Source organism: Pseudocalidococcus azoricus BACA0444 (assembly GCF_031729055.1).
Taxonomy (GTDB): domain Bacteria; phylum Cyanobacteriota; class Cyanobacteriia; order Thermosynechococcales; family Thermosynechococcaceae; genus Pseudocalidococcus; species Pseudocalidococcus azoricus.
In genome coordinates this window covers 41,742-63,047 of the sequence record NZ_JAVMIP010000001.1, presented here as the reverse complement: position 1 = coordinate 63,047, position 21,306 = coordinate 41,742, and the positions used below count along the sequence as shown (strand labels likewise).

The 21,306-nt window shown below is 46.8% G+C and carries 23 protein-coding genes; 8 read left to right on the top strand and 15 right to left on the bottom strand.

Annotation, left to right across the window (positions count from 1 at the left end; translation table 11 throughout):
• Positions 1-38: 38 nt before the first annotated feature.
• Together RIF25_RS00300 and galE are read left to right on the top strand one after the other, a co-directional pair.
• Positions 39-905, top strand: a complete 867-nt coding sequence (locus tag RIF25_RS00300) for a glycosyltransferase family 2 protein (RefSeq protein ID WP_322876573.1) — start codon at positions 39-41, stop codon at positions 903-905.
• Complete coding sequence (gene galE, locus RIF25_RS00295) at positions 902-1,897, top strand: UDP-glucose 4-epimerase GalE (protein WP_322876572.1); 996 nt, start codon at positions 902-904, stop codon at positions 1,895-1,897. The genes RIF25_RS00300 and galE overlap by 4 nt, the downstream gene beginning before the upstream one ends.
• 7 nt (positions 1,898-1,904) lie before the next feature.
• On the opposite strand, the gene RIF25_RS00290 is transcribed toward galE, so the two are convergent.
• From RIF25_RS00290 to gor, 7 genes are all read right to left on the bottom strand, one after another.
• A complete protein-coding gene (locus RIF25_RS00290; RefSeq protein WP_322876571.1) occupies positions 1,905-2,282 on the bottom strand; it encodes a (2Fe-2S) ferredoxin domain-containing protein in 378 nt (125 codons plus the stop codon).
• A 38-nt stretch (positions 2,283-2,320) separates the two neighbouring features.
• The gene (locus RIF25_RS00285) at positions 2,321-2,809 is read right to left on the bottom strand and encodes a GNAT family N-acetyltransferase (protein ID WP_322876570.1); all 489 of its coding nucleotides are present in this window, start codon (positions 2,807-2,809) and stop codon (positions 2,321-2,323) included.
• Between the two features lie 3 nt (positions 2,810-2,812).
• Positions 2,813-3,496: a DUF4335 domain-containing protein gene (locus RIF25_RS00280; RefSeq protein WP_322876569.1), complete on the bottom strand. Its 684-nt coding sequence runs from the start codon at positions 3,494-3,496 to the stop codon at positions 2,813-2,815.
• A 10-nt stretch (positions 3,497-3,506) separates the two neighbouring features.
• Positions 3,507-4,133 carry a DUF3038 domain-containing protein gene (locus tag RIF25_RS00275; RefSeq protein WP_322876568.1) on the bottom strand — a complete coding sequence of 209 codons (627 nt, stop codon included), beginning with the start codon at positions 4,131-4,133 and terminating at the stop codon, positions 3,507-3,509.
• A 132-nt stretch (positions 4,134-4,265) separates the two neighbouring features.
• Positions 4,266-5,459 (bottom strand): murein hydrolase activator EnvC family protein, encoded by a 1,194-nt coding sequence (locus tag RIF25_RS00270; RefSeq protein ID WP_322876567.1) that lies wholly within the window; start codon positions 5,457-5,459, stop codon positions 4,266-4,268.
• A 162-nt stretch (positions 5,460-5,621) separates the two neighbouring features.
• Positions 5,622-7,445: an ABC transporter ATP-binding protein gene (locus RIF25_RS00265; protein WP_322876566.1), complete on the bottom strand. Its 1,824-nt coding sequence runs from the start codon at positions 7,443-7,445 to the stop codon at positions 5,622-5,624.
• Between the two features lie 28 nt (positions 7,446-7,473).
• A complete protein-coding gene (gene gor, locus RIF25_RS00260) occupies positions 7,474-8,835 on the bottom strand; it encodes a glutathione-disulfide reductase (protein ID WP_322876565.1) in 1,362 nt (453 codons plus the stop codon).
• A 574-nt stretch (positions 8,836-9,409) separates the two neighbouring features.
• On the opposite strand from gor, the gene RIF25_RS00255 reads away from it, so the two are divergent.
• The 4 genes from RIF25_RS00255 (at position 9,410) to RIF25_RS00240 (ending at position 11,169) form a co-directional block, all read left to right on the top strand.
• Positions 9,410-9,739: a hypothetical protein gene (locus tag RIF25_RS00255; RefSeq protein WP_322876564.1), complete on the top strand. Its 330-nt coding sequence runs from the start codon at positions 9,410-9,412 to the stop codon at positions 9,737-9,739.
• A 285-nt stretch (positions 9,740-10,024) separates the two neighbouring features.
• Positions 10,025-10,357, top strand: a complete 333-nt coding sequence (locus RIF25_RS00250) for a DUF433 domain-containing protein (protein WP_322876563.1) — start codon at positions 10,025-10,027, stop codon at positions 10,355-10,357.
• A gap of 6 nt (positions 10,358-10,363) precedes the next feature.
• Positions 10,364-10,717: a DUF5615 family PIN-like protein gene (locus RIF25_RS00245; RefSeq protein ID WP_322876562.1), complete on the top strand. Its 354-nt coding sequence runs from the start codon at positions 10,364-10,366 to the stop codon at positions 10,715-10,717.
• Positions 10,718-10,959: 242 nt separating this feature from the next.
• Entirely contained in the window at positions 10,960-11,169 is a 210-nt protein-coding gene (locus tag RIF25_RS00240; RefSeq protein WP_322876561.1) for a hypothetical protein, read from the top strand.
• Here RIF25_RS00240 and RIF25_RS00235 read toward each other — a convergent pair.
• Positions 11,166-12,722 carry an FAD-binding oxidoreductase gene (locus RIF25_RS00235; RefSeq protein WP_322876560.1) on the bottom strand — a complete coding sequence of 519 codons (1,557 nt, stop codon included), beginning with the start codon at positions 12,720-12,722 and terminating at the stop codon, positions 11,166-11,168. The two genes, RIF25_RS00240 and RIF25_RS00235, sit on opposite strands and share 4 nt — an antisense overlap.
• An 89-nt stretch (positions 12,723-12,811) precedes the next feature.
• On the opposite strand from RIF25_RS00235, the gene RIF25_RS00230 reads away from it, so the two are divergent.
• Positions 12,812-13,189 carry a DUF2358 domain-containing protein gene (locus RIF25_RS00230; RefSeq protein WP_015123480.1) on the top strand — a complete coding sequence of 126 codons (378 nt, stop codon included), beginning with the start codon at positions 12,812-12,814 and terminating at the stop codon, positions 13,187-13,189.
• A 376-nt stretch (positions 13,190-13,565) separates the two neighbouring features.
• The gene (gene hemW, locus RIF25_RS00225; protein ID WP_322876559.1) at positions 13,566-14,756 is read left to right on the top strand and encodes a radical SAM family heme chaperone HemW; all 1,191 of its coding nucleotides are present in this window, start codon (positions 13,566-13,568) and stop codon (positions 14,754-14,756) included.
• A 23-nt stretch (positions 14,757-14,779) separates the two neighbouring features.
• On the opposite strand, the gene RIF25_RS00220 is transcribed toward hemW, so the two are convergent.
• The 7 genes from RIF25_RS00220 to RIF25_RS00190 form a co-directional block, all read right to left on the bottom strand.
• Complete coding sequence (locus tag RIF25_RS00220) at positions 14,780-15,793, bottom strand: sugar transferase (RefSeq protein ID WP_322876558.1); 1,014 nt, start codon at positions 15,791-15,793, stop codon at positions 14,780-14,782.
• Between the two features lie 4 nt (positions 15,794-15,797).
• On the bottom strand, positions 15,798-16,271 hold the full coding sequence (locus tag RIF25_RS00215; RefSeq protein ID WP_322876557.1) for a glycosyltransferase: 474 nt from the start codon (positions 16,269-16,271) through the stop codon (positions 15,798-15,800).
• Entirely contained in the window at positions 16,268-16,735 is a 468-nt protein-coding gene (gene pssD, locus RIF25_RS00210) for a PssD/Cps14F family polysaccharide biosynthesis glycosyltransferase (RefSeq protein ID WP_322876556.1), read from the bottom strand. Before pssD ends, RIF25_RS00215 begins: the two co-directional genes overlap by 4 nt.
• Positions 16,736-16,955: 220 nt before the next feature.
• Positions 16,956-18,029 carry a glycosyltransferase family 2 protein gene (locus tag RIF25_RS00205; protein ID WP_322876555.1) on the bottom strand — a complete coding sequence of 358 codons (1,074 nt, stop codon included), beginning with the start codon at positions 18,027-18,029 and terminating at the stop codon, positions 16,956-16,958.
• 7 nt (positions 18,030-18,036) lie between these two features.
• Positions 18,037-19,176 (bottom strand): glycoside hydrolase family 5 protein, encoded by a 1,140-nt coding sequence (locus RIF25_RS00200; RefSeq protein ID WP_322876554.1) that lies wholly within the window; start codon positions 19,174-19,176, stop codon positions 18,037-18,039.
• Positions 19,164-20,072, bottom strand: a complete 909-nt coding sequence (locus RIF25_RS00195) for a glycosyltransferase family 2 protein (protein ID WP_322876553.1) — start codon at positions 20,070-20,072, stop codon at positions 19,164-19,166. Before RIF25_RS00195 ends, RIF25_RS00200 begins: the two co-directional genes overlap by 13 nt.
• Before the next feature lie 71 nt (positions 20,073-20,143).
• Complete coding sequence (locus RIF25_RS00190; RefSeq protein WP_322876552.1) at positions 20,144-21,274, bottom strand: glycosyltransferase family 2 protein; 1,131 nt, start codon at positions 21,272-21,274, stop codon at positions 20,144-20,146.
• Between the last annotated feature and the right edge of the window lie 32 nt (positions 21,275-21,306).

Here is a 21,306-nt window from a genome sequence, read left to right as displayed (position 1 = left end):
TACATTTATTATTATGGCTTAATAACCAACCTAAAGATATGAATCAACTACCAATAAAGGTTATCGTTTTAACATTTAACTCAGAAGATTCTATTGCTCAGGTTCTTGATTCATGTTTGCAATTATCTACTGATTTTCTAGTTGTTGACTCATTCAGCACCGACAAAACAGTTGATATTGCTCGATCTTATAATTGTGAAGTTGTTCAGCACGAGTTTGAAAACTATTCTAGACAGAGAAATTGGGCGCAGAATTATGCAAGTCTCGATGATAGTCAATGGGTTTTACATCTTGATAGTGATGAAATCTTATCAGACCAGCTAGCAATAAGTATTCAAAAAGAGTTTCACTCTAAGCTTCAGAATGTTGACGGTTATTTATTTCGCAGATTACCTCATTTTTTAGGCCAGCCAATTAAATATGGTCATCTACATCCAAACTGGCATTTAAGACTATTCAGATCAGGAAAGGGTAAATGTGAAGATAGACTTTATGATCAGCACTTTATTGTTAATGGCTCAACCAAACAGTTGTCTGGCTGGTTACTGGATTTGCAAATAACTTCTATAGATCGGTGGACGGCAACTCACAATCGTTGGTCTAGCTTAGAAGCTCAAGAAATATTTAACCGCACTAAACGTCAGCCAAAAGATTCTACACTCCAGGCTAAACTCTGGGGAGATTCTAGAATGCAGAAAAGATGGCTGAAAAATAACGTATGGTATCGTTTACCTTTATTACTTCGACCTTTTATATTTTTTGTATATAGTTATTTTATAAAGCTTGGTTTCTTGGATGGTAGGATAGGCTTGATCCACTCTGTTTTGCAGGCATTTTGGTTTCGATTTCTCGTCGATGTCAAAATCTTAGAGTTAAACAAGAAAAGTCGATGGACTAATTTATGAAAGACAAATTAACAGTATTAGTTTCCGGCGGTGCAGGTTACATTGGTGTCCACACTGTCAATCTTTTAGCCAATGCTGGGTATGATGTCATTATTTTAGATAACTTGGTTTATGGCCATCAAGACTTAGTTGATCAAGTTCTTAAAACTAAACTCATTATTGGCGACTGTAATGACAGAGCTTTTTTAGATCAGATATTTGCAAGTGATGCCATTGATGCGGTAATTCACTTTGCTGCCTATGCCTATGTAGGAGAATCGGTAACAGATCCAGCCAAATACTATCGGAATAATGTCGCTGGAACCTTAACCCTTTTGGAAGAAATGGTCAAAGCCGGAGTCAAAAATCTGGTTTTTTCTTCAACCTGCGCGACTTACGGTGTTCCCCAGGCCATTCCCATCCCCGAAACCCATCCCCAGGCCCCGATCAATCCCTATGGCAAAAGTAAGCTCATGGTCGAGCAAATGTTAGCGGACTTTGACCAGGCCTATGGGTTGAAATCGATTATTTTTCGTTATTTTAATGCTGCCGGAGCCGATCCCAGTGGGGAGTTAGGGGAAGACCATAACCCAGAGACCCATTTAATTCCTTTGGTGCTGCAAACCGCCTTAGGTAAACGGGAGGCCATCTCAATTTTTGGCACCGATTACGACACCCCTGATGGCACTTGTATTCGGGATTATATTCATGTGAATGACTTAGCCGAAGCCCATGTTCTCGGGTTGCAGTATCTTTTAGAGCATAACCAAAGTGATGTGTTTAATTTAGGCAATGGCAACGGGTTTTCAGTGAAAGAAGTCATTGAAACTGCTGAAAAAGTCACAGGTAAATCCATTAAAGCCATCGAATGTGACCGTCGCGAGGGAGATCCGCCACTGTTAGTTGGTAGTGCCGAAAAAGCCCGGAAGTTACTAGGTTGGAATCCAAAATATCCAGGCCTGGAAGATATTATTGCCCACGCCTGGAAATGGCATCAAAAACGACATGGTTAATCAGGTCTCATAGGGGATGGGTCACTAACAAATAGTCATGAACAACTTGCCCAGCTAGAAGATGCTCTTGGATAATTCTTTCGATTACCTCTGGAGTTGCCGAGTGATACCAAACCCCATCTGGATAAACCAGGAGAATCGGCCCCTGTTGACAAACTCGCAAACAGTTAGCTTTAGTCCGAAAAATGCAGCTATCCCGTAGCTCTGAGGATTGATCCAGGCCTAATTCTTTTAATCGCTGTTTCAGATAATCCCAGGCCTGTAAACCCAGTTCTTGATCACAACAGAGCGGTTTACTCTGATCCGCACATAAAAACAAGTGGCGACTAATTTGGGGAATTCCCAGTTTTTGGATCCTGGGGCTAAGTTCGGCAGCAATTGTCATAAATCAGTCAGGGTATCAATGGGTGGACTCACGAGAATCTAGGCGGGATGATGGCTTGGGGGTGGTTGCGTCAGAACCATTACCATTGTAGTTGTGGCATTGATTTGAAAGCCAAAGCGTTCATAAAAGGCCTGGTGATGGGTCGTCATTAAATAAACTCGCTCCACATTTTTTAGTTCTGGACTCTCTAACAAGGTTTTGACTAACTGTTTCCCCAGGCCCAGGCCTCGATAATCTGGCAAGACGACAACATCCCAAATCGTGGCTCGATAAACCCGATCCGACAGCGCCCGGGCCATGCCAATCAATTTTCCCCCATCCCAGGCCGTGACCACAACATCGCTGGCCAAAAGAGCCGTTGTTAACTCAGCCAAATCTCGCCCTTGGGCCCAAAACGTACCTTGATTCAAGAGGGCCTGGACTTGCTGGACTTCAGTTGGGGTGGGAATCATCCCTTGGGAAAAGCCCAGGCAAATTTTCAGGGGATGGGAGAACGCCGGAGATTGGGAAAATTTACTCAAGAGCATCAATTAGGGACTAGGGGGAGCCGTGGGAGCAGGAGAGGGTGCTGGTGTAATGGGGGATTCTTGGCGGGGAGCGGGAACAGGGACAAAAAAGAAGATCGTGGCAGCAATGGCTAAACTCACGGCTCCCAGGCCAATGGGGGTGGCTTGTGCGGCTAGGGTGATGGTTGGGGCCACATCCCGGCGGGGAAGAGAGGCGAGTTCTAACTGCAAGCTTGGCAAGGTCAATTCGTCCTGACAGAGTTGATCCAAGGCTTCCACTAAATCAAACATTTGCACCGTGGACAGTTTTAGCTCTAGAAAGTCCTTAGTCTCTGGGGCTGGGGTATCCGTAGTAGTGGTATCGGTGATTGTGGGAACCAGGAGTTGCTTGGGGATCAAAATTAAGAATGAGTGGGCATCGGGGGTTTGGGCCTGGACATGGATTTTGGTGACTTGATTCTGATCCGGCAACTGAAACCAATGTTTTAAGGGCTTAACCCCACTCAGCCAAGTTTGAATCACGGGATTGATCGCTGCAATCAAGGCTTCTAAAAATTCCCGACCGCCTTTTAGGGGTTCCGACTCCCCGATAATTTGAATTTGACAAGAGGTCACCAAATCCAGCAGGAGACTATTCCCGGCCTGGCTACTCATCCCCTCCAGAGTAATGACACAATTGGGCAAACTATAGTGGCGTTGATTGAGCATGATCGAGTTCCTAAGCCTCAATTTCCCCGTCAAACAAACTAAACCATAACCGCTCCAGGCCAGCCGTTCCCGTACAAAACAACAACTGGGGCAAGAGTTTGATGGCTAATTCATCCAACTTGGCGGTATCCCGATAAATCAACAAACTGGAGCGATTTAAGTTCATCCGCTTGCGAAAGTTTCGGCGAAACCGATCTAAATACTCAGCCAAGGGAGCATAGGCCGCATAGTCGAGATTTTGTTGTTCAATTTGGGGGATCACAAAGACTAAATGACGCAGATTCGCAGTTTGGCGGCGGGCTAAATCACAAACAATCATCGCCAGCACCTTCCCTTCATCTAAGGGCATGGGTAGCCGTTGGGCTAAGTTGCGAAATGGATTGGTGGAGCGCAATAACCAAAACACGACCCGGTTGGGAATCATTACCGTTAAGTTTAAGTCCTTAACAATTTGCAGCATCGCTTCCGCCGCAGTTAAATCTAAAGACTCAAGGGCCATCAGCATTAAATCCAACTGCCAACGGGCCCGGCGCGGACAGCTGGCCAGGCCTGGGGGATTTGGTAATTTCGCCAGTAGGGGTATGGGACTGGATTCCAGGGGTGGGGGCAAAGCCGTGGTGGGGTTCTGTGTCTCCATCAATTCATTTCAAGCCTAAAAAACCCTAAATACTCCAGATCAGTGCGGCCATCGGTAAAAACCACCCCAGCCTTAATGATGTTACACCACAGACCATAGCCTTAGACATGGAGTTTAGGATCATTGTCCGGCTCAGAGGTAATAACTTGGATCCTGGGGTTCACCATTAATTCGGACTTCAAAGTGTAAATGGGGGCCTGTGGACAAACCCGTGGAACCCACCAAGGCCAGCACCTGTCCCCGCTGCACCACATCCCCTTCGGCAACCACTAGGCGACTGGCATGGGCATAGAGAGTTGTCGCGCCATTGCCATGATCCACAATCACCGCGTTGCCATAGCCCCCATACCAGCCCGCATAAATCACCCGCCCCCGTTCTGCGGCTTGAATCGGAGTTCCGGTGGGTGCGCCAAAGTCCAGGCCATTGTGAAAGCGTTGGGTACCTAAAATTGGATGAATCCGCCAGCCAAAGGTACTGGTAATCGGGGCCCGAATTGGATAACTTAAGCGTCCAGTGCCAGTAATCGGGCCAGGTTGGGGAGTGACATAGCCAAGGCGTTGTTGGATCAGCAGGGTCAGGGTTTCGGCATCTTGATCCAGTTGGGCTTCAGCGTTTTCGAGGATTTGTCGATCTTGGCTGAGTTTATTCACCATCTGATCTTGGCTCTTGGCCTGGGTGGTGAGGGTGTTTTTCTGAACCTCCAGTTGACGTTTTAGGTAGGCAATCTGCTGTTGTTTGGCCGTAATCAGTTGTTGTTGCCGTTGAATTTTGTCCTGTTCGGCCTTGAGGGTAATCAGTTGGCGTTGGTCGGCCTGGTATAGCTGTTTTAGCCGTTGCCTACGGGTGAGAAATTGATTCAAGCTGCCACTGTCGAGGAGAAAAGCCCAGGTATTTTGGCTCCGTTGTTGTTGTAAAAAGCGCAGGCGCACCGCTGTGAGATCAAACTGGGCCTGGTACTTGGCGGCGGCTTGCTTTTGTTGGGCTTCCAAATCCTCGAGTTGGGCAACGGCGGTGGCAATGTTGGCTTCAGCCGTAGCAATTTGATCATCGGTTAACTGGATGCTGGTTTGTAGGGCCTGGAGGCGTTGGCGGGCAGCGGTTTCAATCCGTTCCAGTTCTTCCTTTTTTTGACTCACGCCGACTTGATATTGTTTAATCGTTTCCTGCCATTGCTGAAGTTGTGTCGTGGAAGGGGGAGCTTTAGTGCCTGTGGCCCATCCGGCGGAACCCACCCAAGCCAACATCAGTGTTAAACCAAGACCCAAGCCCAGGCCCCAGGCCAGCCAATGGCCCCTAATTCGTTTGCTATTCACCCACTTCAGCACCGGTTATTCAACTCACTTGGCCCATCTGCCTTGACGATCCCATCATCCCCAACATTACAGACCCCGTGCAAGTTTTGGGGCTGCCCTTCAGTTTTACCGGATCACAGGGATTGTTCATGCAGTTTAGGGCTGGATGGGGCGAGATACTCCTAGTCACGGGTCTTAGAGGAGATTGAAGCCATCGGGACGACCGGCCTGGATGCGATCAAGATGGGCATAAATTCCATCCCGGATCAATAATTCAGCGTGGGAGCCGACCTCCTGAATGGTGCCCTGATCCAGAACAATAATTTGATCCGCATCTCGGACAGTACTTAAGCGGTGGGCAATAATCAACATCGTTCGGGTTCCGGCAATCCGCTGTAAGGCCCGTTGAATTTCCTGCTCCGACTCATAGTCCAAACTGGAAGTCGCCTCATCAAAAACTAAAACATCGGGATCTGCTAACAAGGCTCGAGCAATGCCTAACCGTTGCCGTTGGCCTCCCGACAGCCTCACCCCCCGTTCCCCCACCATCGTGCCGTAGCCATTGGGTAGGTGATCAATAAAGGCATCCACTTGGGCCATCTCGCAAGCAGCCGCAACGGCCTCGGGACTGGCATTGGGGTTGGCATAGGTAAGGTTTTCTAAAATCGTGCCGTTAAAGACATCTACCTCTTGATGGACAATGCCTAGCCGTTGCCGATAAGCTCTGACATCTAAATCACGAATGTCTTGGCCATCCATTAAAATCCGCCCCGATTGGGGTTCAAAGTAGCGAAACAGGAGTTTAATCAGGGTTGATTTGCCCGACCCCGACCGCCCCACCAAGGCCACCGTACTACAGGCCGGAATGACCAGATTTATATCCTTTAAGACGGGTCGCTGTGGGTCATAGCCAAAACTAAGGGCGGCAAAATGGACTTTACCCGTGAATTTCAGCGGGGTGATGAATTCCGGGGCCTGGGGATCGCTGGCATCAGCACCACTGGGTAAGTCCATCAATTCATGGAACCGCACCATGGAGGCATAGCGGCGGGCAAAGACTTCCATCAAGGTGCTAATTGGGCTGAGTTCGGCATAGGCCATACTGGCAAGGGTATAAATCGTGATGAAATGCCCGAGGGAAATCCGCCCCCCGATGGTATTGATCAACGAAAAGCCCAAGACCGTAAATAAACAAAACTGAATCACCGAGGACTGCCAGGTGAGGAGCCAAACATAGCCCCGATGGATGCGTTCAATGACGAGGGTTCGTTCCCGGTCTAAGCGTCTGGCCTGGCGCAAAAGTTCGCGGTTTTCGGTGGCAAAGGCCTTAACGGTTTTGATGTTGGTGATAATTTCCGAGGTGCGGCTTTCCGTATTCTCGATATAGGCATCTAAGACGGCCTCTCGCCCCATTAGATAGTGGAGGGTGCGGACGGTGAAGGCCAAAACAAAGAGAAAAGAAAGAAAAATCCCCAAGGCGACGGGCCATTCCAACCAGGCCAGGGCGAAGACAATCCCCAAGACGCGGACTAATTTAGGAATTAACTGCCCCGCCACTTCCGGGTATGTCCAGGTGTGATTAGAGAGGCCCTTGGCCACCCTGGCAGCAATCCGACCGGGATTATGTTCGTCATAAAACTCGAGGGGCAAACTGAGAATTTTCACTAGGGCCTGGTAAGAGGCATCGCGGCGGACTCGTAACGAAATCCACCAGTGATACCAAACTCCTAACCAGGGCTGAATCGGGGCGCGGGCAATGGTGGCAATAAAAATCATCCCCACAAGCACCCCTAGGGCCAGAGATTGATTCACCGGCCAACCTGTGATTCCGGAAAGCCATTGCATCAGGGCCTGGATTGGTGGGTCAAGGGGCTGTTGAGAGAGGACATTTAGGATTTGCCCAATGGCGTAGGGAACCAGCAGATCCAGCAACTCAAAGCCACTGGTCGCGGCAATGCTGAAAATCGCCACCCATTGATAATGGCGGTAATAGCTGAGGAGGTCGCGAAAGGTCGCCATAAAAAGCTTTATTGAGAGTGAGAAAATCTTAACGGAGGGTGACAAATTCCTCGGCGGTGGAGGGGTGAATCCCGATGGTGGCATCGAAGTCTTTTTTTGTCGCGCCCATTTTGACCGCAATGGCCATGCCTTGGATGATTTCCGCAGCGTGATCCCCGACCATGTGGACTCCTAAAATCTTCTCATTGTGGGCCTCAACCACCAGCTTAACCATGACTTTTTCCGCTTTGCCGGTAAAACTGTGGTACATGGGCCGGAATTTAGCTCGATAGATTTTAAGATTCTCTGCACCGTAACGATCTTCGGCCTGGGCCTGGGAGAGTCCGACACTGGCGGCTTCCGGTTGGGAAAACACAGCAGAGGCAATATTGTCATGGCTGATGGTACGGGGCTGATGACCAAATTCCGTATCCGCAACGGCCCGGCCTTCCGCAATGGCCACCGGGGTTAAGTTCACCCGATCCGTGCAATCCCCGACCGCAAAAATATGGGACTGGCTGGTACGACTCCATTCATCCACCGCAATGGACGGAAACCGACTGCTGGTATTCAAGTTCACCCCGGCTTGCTCCAGGCCAAGACCCTCTAAATTAGGGGCGCGCCCAATGGCACAAAGCACTGCATCTACGGTAAATTTGTGAGTCTCCCCGGCCTGGGTATAAATAACTTTGATCCCTTTTTTTGTTTTTTTCAGCTCTAAAAGTTCAATTTCGGGAATAACGTTGATCCCATGATTGAGCATCCCTTCATACACCCCATCCTGAATATCTCGATCAAACCCCCGTAACGGCCGCTCGCCCCGGATTAAATGGGTGACTTGGGTTCCCAGGCCCTGCATAATCCCACTAAACTCGACACTGATATAGCCCGCCCCGAGAACGGCCAAGGTTTTCGGTTGTTTAGCCAGCAAAAACATCTCCCGTGACGTAATGCTCAACTCAATCCCAGGAATGTCAGGTTTAATCGCCTCTCCACCCACCGCAATCAGAATTTTAGCGGCCCGAATTTGGCGTTCTCCCACTTGGACGGTGTGGGGATCAATGAATGTCGCTCGTTGGGAAATCAGTTCGACATTGGCTTTGGCCAGTAAATCCGTGTGCAATAAACTCAGGCGGTGGACTTCCCGTTGAACATTGCTGATCAGGGTTGGCCAATTAAATTTAGACTTAACTCCTTTCCAGCCATAGCCCACGGCATCCTCGTAAAGATCAGAAAATTTAGACCCATAGACTAAAAGCTTTTTCGGCACACAACCCCGAACCACACAGGTACCGCCAACATCTTCCCCTTCAGCAATGGCCGCCTTCGCCCCATAGGATGCAGCCCGTTTTGATGCAGCTAACCCGCCCGAACCCGCCCCAATCACAAACAGGTCATAATCAAAGTCCACAGGTTTGCCTCGCTTTGTTCGGATGTTAACGTTCTGTATTCTCTGACCCATTCTAACCAAGCACATTCACCACAAGGGGTCGCCTTCTCCCTGGGCCTGGATCCAACTCAGTCCAGACTCGCTCCATAAACATTGAACTTCCCTGTGTTACAGAAATATTGCTTGTTTGCCAGAGCATCACTGGCCTGGAGGAAGAGTTTGCACAGAAGGCGATTCAAGATGTTTTGTTATGATTATCAAGAGAAGTTGGAAATGATAGCGAAAGAGCTTGGGGGAATCAATTCGTCTGTAGAACAAATTTGTTTTAGCTGACCGCAACCAGTATAGTTTGTGCGTGTTCAAGTTATTTGGCAGCAGCGAAACTTACCGCTGTTAGGTGTTAGTAACATTTAGGAGAAAATGTATGTCAAATTTTTCAGAGCTATGCTCTTCATACAAAATGTCACGAGAAAAATACTTTGAATATCGCGATCAAAGCTTTATGTTCGCAAAGGAACTTTTGGGGCGGTATATAGAATATCTTGAAATTCCAGAAGAATATTATAAATTTATTCCACTAGATTAAGAATCTAAATTGGATACAAAATACACTCTTTTCGGAGCCATGCATCTTGATGATGATACTTTTTGGCATATAGGTCTTCAAATCACACTTTTCACAGCACCAAATGAGTATCCGCAGCAGCCAGTACTTATTAGATTTATGCTTAAGGCAGAAAATGATGGATACCGCGTCAAAATAACACAAACTGACAAAGGACATTTGCTCCATGCTGGAAATGATGCTGAGTTCAGCGGCTTCTTTAATGACCTTCAACAGATAATTCGAAAGAATTTTGAGGTAGGCCTCCAGCACTTTTTGGAGCAGTCGGCATCTTTAAGAACGATTGGTTTTGTTCAGTGACACCTAACAATCCGATCTAGCGTACCCACTCCACGAAGCGACTTGGTGTTTTCAGGTTCCGGGGGATGACGCGGGTGCTGATCTTGGGCGTTATGCGGCCTCAACGCATCGATGGAGACACAAGCAGAAATCTTTTCTAGGATGCGATTCTCCATTCTGAGCAGACGCCATAGAAAAGGAAGAATATGAGGATTGCAAGAACTAGCAAGGAACCTCTATAACCATTGAAGGCTCTGATCTGAATGGTTGTTTACTACCATAGGGTTTAGAAACCTGGGAATATCTATGACTCTAGCAATTGCCCTTGAACCTGCGCCTATAGAGACTGATGCTTATGGTGTTGTGCGCGTGTCTAGAACCCGTGTAACCCTAGATACTGTCGTGACGGCTTTTTTAGAGGGATGTACACCAGAGGAAATAGGAGAGCAGTATCCATCGCTTCAACTACCAGATATATATCTTGTTATTGGTTACTACCTCAGGCATCGAGATGAGGTTCATACCTATCTTTCAGAACGCCAGCGTCAGGCGAATATAATTCAGCAAGAGGCTGAACAGCGGTTTAATCCTATTGGAATACGTGATCGCTTACTTGCTAGGCGTAATCAATCCAGGTGATCTGCAATGGCTCGATTCCTGGCAGATGAAAATTTTAACAACCAAATTGTGCGGGGTGTTCTTCGTCAAAGTCCAGATGTTGATATTGTGCGTGTTCAAGGTGTTGGTTTGTCGGGAATAGATGACCCAACCGTTTTAGAATGGGCAGCCCAAGCAGAACGAATTGTCTTGACGCATGATGTTGCTACCATGACAACTTTTGCATATGAACGCATTCAATCTGGATTACGGATGCCTGGATTATTTGAGGTGAGCCGTCGTGTTCCAGTAGGGGTGGCGATAGAGGAAATTATCTTGATTGCGGAGTGCAGCTTTGAGGGAGAGTGGGAAGGACAAGTAAGATTTCTTCCTCTTCGATAGTTAGAAGTAGCTGTCGCCACCTAACACTGCATGGCAGCGGGCGGTCGAAGGCTGCTGGTGTGGAGTTCGAGTTTATCTGCCGCCGCTGCTTTTTGCCGTTATGCTGCCTCAACGCATTGATGGAGACACAACCAGAAATCTTTTGTAGGATGCGATTCTCAATTCTGAGCAGACGCAATAGAAAAATGAGTGGTGAGATGCAATTCCAACTAGAATCTTATTTTTTGTTATAGGCTGAGTTAATGCGGCAGCAAGAAGCCCTTGTGCTTCTAGCAAATCATCAGAACGCGCTGAAAGATTTTGGTGTTGAATCCCTGATACTTTTGGGTTCTCAAGCTAGAGATAAGGTACAACCAGATAGTGATATCGAACGTGAACATTGGAGCTGCACCTGCACCGTCACAAACCGCATTAAGTACCAAGGGATTTACGTTGCAAATATTAGCGATTAAGAATAATCCTTACCAGAGCCATACTTCCAACTATTAAGCCTACTGGCTAGAGCGTACTGATGTTCGGGTAAAAGATTGACTAAAAAGGGTTTTAGATGACTCCCAAGGCGATCACCCAAATCATAGCTACCTAACAGAATAAAGTGTTGCAGCCAACTTAGCAGACTAGGTAAACCCACCTGCATGGAAATTTTGGAAACAAGAATTGGGTCTGCTAGCACCATGTTCCAGAGGGTCTGAGTCAGGGCGGGGAACTGCACCACATCTTGCAAAAACGGTTTAAGAATGGGATCGCCTAAATTATCCATAACGGCAAAAGTCACTGCTAAGAGTTTATTTACGGCTTCAGGATTATAGATACTTCCAATTTTGATCCGCATAGCTTCTTGGAACAGCCAAGTGACAGACAGGTTAGGTTGGTAGGGCTGCAACAAGCTTAAATCAGAGCGACTCAATAAATTCCATTGCAATGCCATGTCAATTCCTGCCACTAATCGGGGGAGATGTCGCACCAAAGCCCCAAATCCACCAAAACTTAGCGGCGATTGACTCCCACTACTATCACCCACCTGTAAAATTCGATCCCATGCCGTCTGTAACGGTGATCGCTGATAGGAAGGAAAAAATCCGTACAAAGCTCGTTGAAGTTTGATTTCTTGAATATCTATATTTTGATACTGCGGTAAATAACTTAAATATTCACGGAAAAGTTGCTTAAAACTGAGGCGTTCGGGATGCAAATCCGCATAGGTGAACATATAAGTCGTTCGACCATCCTTGGCGGGGAAAGCCTCCCAGAAATATTGACAGGCGTTTTTAATCTGGGTGAAAGAATAGAACAAATCCCCATACTCTTCCTGCGGCAATCCTTGGGCACAGCTACCAACCACTAAACAAATACCATCGGGGCGATTACCTTGCCTGGCTTGGGCAGCGATTGGTGAAAAATGTCCCATCATGTCCAGTAAGAGTCGCGCTTGAATCCTCTGACAAGTTGGCTGGAGATTACTTCTGAGATGAATCTCAACCCCATTGGGATGCACGATGGCCTGCTGAAGTTCTGTTTGCTCTAAAGTATGACCACCCGCATTGAGGAATTTTTGCTTGAGTAAATCCAACAAAATAATTGGACTTACCCCTAAATTCAATACATCCCGCACCCAAATATCTTTGCCGCCCTTAAAGCCAATGCGACTCGGATTATATTCCGTAACGATGGTCAACTCTAATTCACTAGCAGTCAATAACTCTAATTCCAGTAAAATCTCTAATTCTTTCCGAGAAATATTCCATTCCTGTACTCTTCCCTGTAAGATTCCTTTTTCAATTATGATTACCCGCCAACCGAGCTTTTGCAGAGCATAGGCAAGAATAATTCCTAGAGTTCCGCCGGCAATCGCAACATCATAATTAATATCAACTAACTGACCCGGATTTTCTGTTATTAATTGGGGAAATGATGGAGGGGATACGCGATAGTTAGTCCAAAATTGATCAAACTGCTCTAGCTTATCCAAGGTTTGAGGGGGTAGTTTTAAGAGGCTATCGGTCATGATTTATGGTGATGGGAATCTGTGATAGCATTTTAACAAATTGCTACAGATGCTATCGCCCCAGCATCTAGGTTAAATAGAGTAAACTTATGAATCTGATCGAAGTTGTAAAGCAAGACTACAGTAGATTTCCCCAGGCCCAGTCCTACGAGATTTATGCCTCTGATGTTTTTTTTAAAGATCCAGTTTACGAGTTTCGAGGCATAGATAAATATCAAAAGATGATTGGGTTTATTACCTACTGGTTTTCTAATCTCAAATTGGAACTCCATGACATTCACCAAAAAGATGCAATTATTCATACCCAATGGACAATGAGTTGGAATGCCCCTTTACCTTGGCAGCCCCGCATTTCTGTTACAGGTCGCAGTGAGCTAGAAGTAAATGCTGAGGGCTTGATCATTTCTCACATCGACTATTGGCAATGTTCACGGTTAGATGTGGTGAAACAGCACTTTAAATTTTAGGCAGTTAAATTCTAGATTCCAAAGATACAGTTAACATCCAATAAATTAACCTTGTTAACAATCATCTTACTGGCAATTTTAGTAACACAACATAAAAAACTTGAACCAAAATCCTAAAAAAAGAGACTGAATACCCAAAAGATTATAAATTTAGAGTTTTATCCATTCAGAAAGTTATCTTAGATAAAATTCCTAAAGCCTAATAACAACGGGAGGCAAATGTTTCTTAATTAACATTTAAATATTGATTAATAAACTTCAGCGATTAAATTCTCCAAATAAACTCTCAAACACCTATGGCCAACGGTGATGATCAATTATTCTCACAAATCAAGACAGACTGCCATATCCAAATTAGTTCATTTAGAGATTACTGATGGAGAGTAAAAGTCAGTCCTTGGTTAGGCCCCGTGCTGCTTATATCCACATTCCCTTTTGTCGGCGGCGGTGCTTTTACTGCGATTTTCCGATTTCGGTGATTGGAGAGCGGGCCTATGGGGATAGTGCTCCAGCGATCTGTGAATACGTGGCGGCATTACTCACAGAAATTGATTCCACCCCCAACTTGGGTTTACCCTTAAACACGATATTTTTTGGTGGTGGCACTCCCTCGCTATTGTCTCCAGGCCAAGTTGCTCAAATCCTGACTCAATTAGCCCAAAAAATCGGGATTGATCCGAATCCTGAAATTTCCTTAGAAGTAGATCCGGGCACGTTTACAAAGTCGCAAATTCAAGGCTATCAAGACTGTGGCGTGACGCGTTTGAGTTTGGGAGTACAAGCTTTTCAAGATCATTTACTCCAGGCCTGTGGGCGGTTTCATCGCGTGAAAGATATTGGGCAAGCGGTGGCGACGATTCAAGAGATTGGCTTTGAAAATTGGAGCTTAGATTTAATTTCCGGTTTGCCGGGCCAAAGCATAGAGGATTGGAACGATTCCTTAACTTCAGCGATTCAACTCAATCCGACTCACATTTCTGCCTATGATTTAGTCCTAGAGCCAACCACAGTTTTTGGAAAAAAATTTCACCCCGGACAGACTCCCCTCCCGGACGATGACACCACTGCCGAAATGTACCTGTTAGCGGATCAAGTACTCACCAGTGCCGGATATGACCATTATGAAATTTCTAACTATGCCCGGCCAGGGTTTCGCTGTCAGCATAATCAGGTTTATTGGCGAAATGAATCCTATTATGGCTTTGGCCTGGGGGCAACGAGTTATGTAGAGCATCGCCGTTTAAGTCGCCCTAAAACCAGAGCCACTTATTATCAATGGTTAACAGGTTTACCGGGTCATTTAACGGCCATTGAACCTACTTCCCAATTTGATCGCTGGTTAGAAACCTTAATGTTAGGCCTACGCTTACAAGATGGTGTTAATTTAATTGAGTTAGAAAAAGAGTTTCCACAGGCCTGGGTTAAAAAACTAATCAACTTGACTGAAACCGAGCCAAAATTAAAAATTAAAACTAATAAAATACACTTAACTGTTCCTGATGGGTTTCTTTTTTCCAATCAAGTCTTGGGTCAAATCTGGGAAATTTTCGATGAGAGTGAGATGTAGCTGCTTAAAATTATAATGAGATATTAAACAGCACCTGAATCTTTATTAAAAACCACAAATATTGTTTTCAAAATCAGCTTTATATCATACATTAAGCTCCATTTTTCCTGATAGTCCAAATCAAGTTGAATGACATCATCCAGACTGCGGATTTTGGAACGACCATTGACCTGCCATTCCCCACTCAGGCCTGGCTTCACGTCCAGACGTTTCCACTTTAAGATGTCGTAGAACTTTATCTCATCCAGGGTGGGTGGACGGGTGCCAATTAAACTCATCTCCCCACAAAGCACATTCCAAAACTGGGGAATTTCATCCAAACTATATTTACGCAAAAAGCTGCCAACGCGGGTCACTCGCGGATCATGATCGTTCTTAAACCAGGCCCCCTTGGCTTGATTGACAATCATATCCTTCAAGTCCTCAGCATTAACAATCATAGAACGAAACTTCCAGATCCGAAATCGCTCACCCAACAACCCACAGCGAATTTGACTGAAAAAAATGGGGCCTGGGCTATCGAGTTTAATGGCAATGGCAATCGGAATAAATAGAACCGCCATGATCAGCAAACCAACGATGGCCCCTAAAATATCAATGACTCGCTTTCCCCAAGAATTAACAGAGGGGTGAGGTTGGATACTCTGAGTATTGTTCACACTACTAATATCTGAGTACCATTCACATTGCAAGCCAATGTTTTCTAAAAGTGATCGCAGGCCAGGATTCGCATTCCAGCCCGTGATGACAAAGTTAAGGCTACTGGCCAGTTTCTGAATTTCCAGTAGCACCGCAAGCCCTTTCCCAGAAATTGCCTCTGTATGGCTAAAGTCTAGGGTCAGATTGGTCATGGTTGTCTCTAGTAAAAATTCTTGCGATAAAAATGGGTGACAGAGCTTAGAAAAATCAATCGCCGCCGCCCCGACTAAATGGCGTGGAACCTTCATCCAGGCTCCCGAACCGAGGTGAACAATATCTGACTCTGGAGAGACAAGCATTTTATCCAGGAGTTCCAAGTCTTGAACAAGTTGTGCCATTATTCTATCCAAACCGTTGAGTTAACATCTGACTAATAGATTCTGAAGGTAGATTAACGAGGCCAGACACCTGAGGATCAGCCAAAAATCGGACTAAATCTGCCAGTTCCCAGGCCACGGCAATGCCTTGTTTTTCTAGCATCTTGGCCCACTCCTCCTGATGGTTATCCACATGCTCCTGATACGCGTGGTGGCGGGGAACCAGAATATAGGGATTTCCAGAAGCCGCCAGGGCATACACACTCCCCTCACCACAATGGGAAATAATCACCCGCGCTTGTTTGATGTAGGTTTTAAAAGAATCTTCCGGAAAAACAGCCGCAGCCTGAACCCCCTTAGGCACAACCTGGCAACTGCCGTACTGCACCAGAATCTCCTCAACGGCAGGATCAAGAAATTTCTGCTTAATGAGAGCGTTAATCCAAGACATTAAGCGATCAAAGGGAAATTGCTCAGTTCCGACTGTGACTAGAATCATGTGACCTCTTGGGCCTGAGTACGAGATGTAATCGCTTCTGCCTTGGGGTATTTAGCCGCCAATTCTGGCCAGCAAACATATAGAGCATCCAACAACGGATATGCTAGCCGGGCTGACAAACTCAAGTCATCCACTCGAGTGATCGATTCCACAAACGCAGTTTTAATTCCCAGGAAATGCCCCAAAACAATAAACGGAACCGCAACCCCAGCCCCCGTTGAAAGAATTAGGTCAGGCTTTTCTTCCCGCACCACCTTCCAGGCCAGGCATAAATTCCGCATTAAGTTGGGCAAATGGCGATTGGTTGGTGACCAGGCCCAAAAGACTGTCTCATCCTTGAGCAAGATTTGGGAACTGGATGTTTCAAAGGTGACCCAGACTCGTTCATGAGAAGCCCAAAAATGCTCCAATTCCCTCATCACCTTGAAGTGACCACCTGCGGAGCAAACTAATAAAATTTTCATCCTTAATCACCAGGGGCGAAATTTGAAGCTAGAGGAAAATAAGTGGCTCGACTGGAAATAAAACCGAATGAATTCTAATGATCTTTGGCGTTTCTAAATTAAGATATGCTCTGATTAAGCTGTCTACTTATCTCTTTTCGTATAAGCCTTAGTTTGTATGGATTGAGATAGGTCGGACTAAATTGGACTTTTCTCATTTTATCGCAGGATTATCTAGCTCCTAGTCTTTATTGTCCAATGAATCATTGTTCTGCACAACAGTAGAATTACGGATGTCTTTGGGTTTCTGGTGCAGCCGTTTTTTGGGGGTGGTTCCAGTCATCGTCATCGCCTGATTTTCTAACCATAGATAGATGGATTCTGGTAAAGTTTTGACAAAATAGGCTGCGGCGAGGGTCAATAATGTCCGCTTCGGTTCTTGCCAGAGGATGCGCGCATCGCTTTGGAAAGCCCGCTTGATTAAGTCCACCGCTGTTTTTCCCACCCGCATTCTGACTGCTCGCCGGGCCAGGTATCGCAGTTGATAGGCGCGGGCCAGGCTTTCCCACTTTCCAATAAAATCTGGGGCATAGCTGCGAGTTTTAGTAATTACCCGTTCCCAGGCCGCCAGTTGGTTCTCAATGTTGGCCGATAGTCCGCCGGTATTGACGCGATAAAGGGTGAGCACTTCCCCCAGTCCGGCAATTTGCCATGAGGTCGTCAAGGCAATCCGTAACCAGCATTCAATATCTTCTGACTGTCGAAAAGTTTCATCAAAATACCAGGTTTCAATTTCATCACCGATAGTTGCCGGAAAGCCAATGTCACTCAAGACTTGTCGCCGAATCACCGGGGTTGAGCCATTGCTGATCGGGTTGCGGCAAATGACCTGAACCGGATCAATATCAGTTAACTGAGGGGTTTGATAGATGCCTAAGGGCTGACCGTCTTGATCAATGAACGCCGAATAACTGAAGCTGATCCCGACATGATGATTCGCATCCAGGTGGGCGACATGGTGGGCTAATTTCTCCGACAACCAGAGGTCATCCCCATCCAAAAAGGCCAGATAGTCCCCTTGCGCCTGACGAATGCCGGTATTTCTGGCCCCGGCTAAGCCTCGATTGGCCTGGCTGATGATTTTAATTCTTGGATCAGTAAAGCTATGACAAATTTCGATACTCCGATCCTGGCCGCCGTCATCAACAAGCAGCACTTCAAAGTCAGTCAAGGTTTGTCCAAGGATAGAGCCAATTGTGTCGGCAATATAGGCTTCGACCTGGTACACCGGCACAATAACTGAAACTTTGGGCATAATTCACCTATTTTCCCTGAGTTAGCTGCAAAATCCGTAATAAGTTTTGGTCAGCCTGATGTTTTTCTCGATCCACTAAGCCAAAGCCACCTCGATAATCCCAAAGGGCATAGCCGATTCGATTTTGCTTTAGCAGTGTGATCACATCTTGATACCAGCGATACCGATCTGGAGGCAGGGCCGAGCGTTGATAAACCCCCAATTCCCCACAATAAACCGGCACTCGGTAGCGGTTCTGAAACTGTTGGACAGGCTGTAAATCCTGAGCTAGTCGAGAAACGTTGTATTGATCGTTTGCGTACCAACCCAGCCATTTTTGGGCTTCTGGGTCAGGGGTGGTGGCTTTGACTTGGGCGAAACGTTGGGGATCAAAGGGGTAGGGTAAGCCTTGAATCTGTTTTAGACCCTCAATCCAGTCTGCTCCTTGGCTAGTAAAGGCCATTGGATTATAAAAATGAAAGGTATAAATTGCTTTTTGATCGGCAATAGGACGCAGTTTGAGCAGATCTTCCGGGCCACCCCAGTTGGGGCCAGAAATAATAATCGAATGCTTTTGATCCTGTTCGCGAATGACTTCGACTAGCTGTTCGATAATCCGTTGCCAGGCCTGGGGATCTTGGACTTGAGGCTCATTCAGGAGTTCATAGACGAGAAAATTGGCCTGGGCCTGGTAGCGGTGAGCAATTTCTGACCAAAGCTGGGAAAGTCCATCCAATACCGCCACATCCGAAGTCAGAGGTAGAGCCGCGTTGGGATGAAGGTCGAGCACCAGGCCAAGGTGGGATTGCTGGGCCCAGGCCAGAGCTTGATCGAGAACTGCAAAATGTTCCGGTTTAATCCGGTAGGGCGGTTGTAATTCCTGCAAAAACTCCGGATCAACGGGGAGGCGGACATGATCAAACCCCATTTGGGCAAGCCACTGAAAATCTGATTGATCTATCCAAGATTGCAGATGGGCCTGACTATAGCCGACCGGAGACTGGGACAGCCAATGACTAAGATTGATCCCCTGCTGCAACGGCAATTGACTAGGGATAGCCTTCGGATGGGCAGAATCTCCACTCTGAAACATCACTAGGGCTAAACTCAAGCCCAGGCCCAAGAGCAAACTGAGGATAGTAACAGTAACTCGCTTTAGAACAGCCATTTTTTCTTATACAGTGCGATTAAGGTCAACAGGGTTTGCTTGGGTTCTTGCCGCCAGAGCCGGGGATCAGTCCTAATGGCCCGCCAAATAAAATCCAGGCCAACCGTTGGGGGCAAACCGAGCCGTAAGGATCGCCGGGCCAAATAACGCAGATGAGTCGCCCGCGCTAGAGAACCATCGGCCTGGATCAACCCTGGGGCATAAATGCTGGCTTTTTCGAGAAAAATTTCCCAATCGGCTTCCATTTGGTAGAGATCACTGGATAATCCGCCCGAGGCCGTCCGGTAGCTGATTAAAACCTGATTAATGCCCTCAATCTGCCAGATTTGGGAACAACTGATCCGCAATAACCATTCCAAGTCTTCGGCATACCGCATTTCCAGGTCAAATCCACCGATCTCCGTCAACGTAGCCCGGCGAACGAGGAGATTGGAACTGGTGGTGGTTGGATTGCCCAACAAAAAGTCTCGGGGCCGTAGGTTAACCAGAGGCGAGGTGGATAGTTGTCCCAGAGGTTGACCCTCCTTAGTCAGGAAATTAACCCGCCCAAAACTCACACCTAGGTTGGGATTGCTTTGGAGGTGCTTGACTTGCAGAGCCAGTTTATCGGGATACCAGAGATCATCGGCATCTAGAAAGGCAATAAACTCTCCCCTGGCCTGGGCAATGCCATAGTTACGACTTGCGGAAACCCCCTGATTGGCCTGGTAAAAGTAGTGAATGCGCTGATCCTGCTCCACCCAGGCCTGGACCATTTCTCCCGTATGATCCGTAGAACCATCATCAATAATCAAGACCTCAAAATCCGTCAAGCTTTGCTGAATAACCGATGTAAGGGTTTGCTCTAGGTAATGAGCCGCATTGAACGCTGGGATAATGACCGAAACTAAAGGCATAGGGAACCCTAAAACCGTTTTGAAGAAGACGAGGAGTTTTTAATCCCTGAGGTAATAGCACCAATCAAAGGTTAGTTGATGGATGTAATAGTGACCGGCTTGGCTAGATTCAAGGTTTGTAATCGCTGTTCATAAACTTCAAAATACATGGGCGAATATTTCTCAGCACTGGCGGTTAATTCAGCCAGGGTTAACGGTTCGGCCTGAGACCGTGACTTACGTCTAACCTCTTTGAGATAAGAAATGATCATCCTGAAAGGTAAAATCAGAGAGAGAAAATTGATCAAGATATCTTTATAAAACTGGGATCGCTTTAGCACCACAGGCGGATCTAAAAGCATGGCCTGTCCATAGAGCCATAGGGAGCCGAGATAGTCACCGCATTCTTTTCTCCGGAAACCCAACCAGTAATACACCCCAGCCTGAGACCAGCGAAAAATAGCTCCCGGAAATTCTGGATGCCGTTGGCGGATCGATTGCAAAAGAAGAGCCAAGGATCGCTCCATCGTGCCCACACTATAGGACATACTCCCCGGAACTTGACGGTAGCCAACCAAAAATTCAGGCACAACCTCAAACTGATAATATTCGGCCAAGCGTAGGGAAATATCATAATCCTCGGCTCCTTGGGCTGATTGGGCCCGCAATTCCTGGTCATAGAGTCCGACTGTTTCAAAACAGCTACGTCGGATCAAGGGCACACTGGCATTCCCCAAGAAAAACTGGCAAATTAAATCTGGTAAAACATAGCCCCTCTGCTTGCCGATAAAATAGCCCCCCGTAAACTGCCCCTTTTCGTCAATCATCGCCGACCAGCAATAGACCACACCCACAGCAGCAGGACTCGCCAACATCTTAACCACTTGCTTGGCCAACTTTTCCGGATACCAAATATCGTCCGCATCAACCGGGGCAATGAACTCTCCCTTGGCCTGGAGAATTCCGGCATTCCGGGCGGCAGCCACACCGGCGTTTTCTTGCTGAATTAGAATGATCCGGCTGTCCTGTTGGGCCAATTGCTCAATAATATTGACGGTGTTATCGTTAGAGCCATCATCCACCACCAGGACTTCCAGATTTTGATACGTTTGTCCCAACACCGACTCCAGGGTTTCTTGGACGAAGCGAGCCGCATTGTAGGCCGGGATAATCACGGATACTAGAGGGAGAGTATCATGGCTGGGCGATGAGGTCAGTTCCATACAATTACCACTACTGCGCTGAATCAAGACCC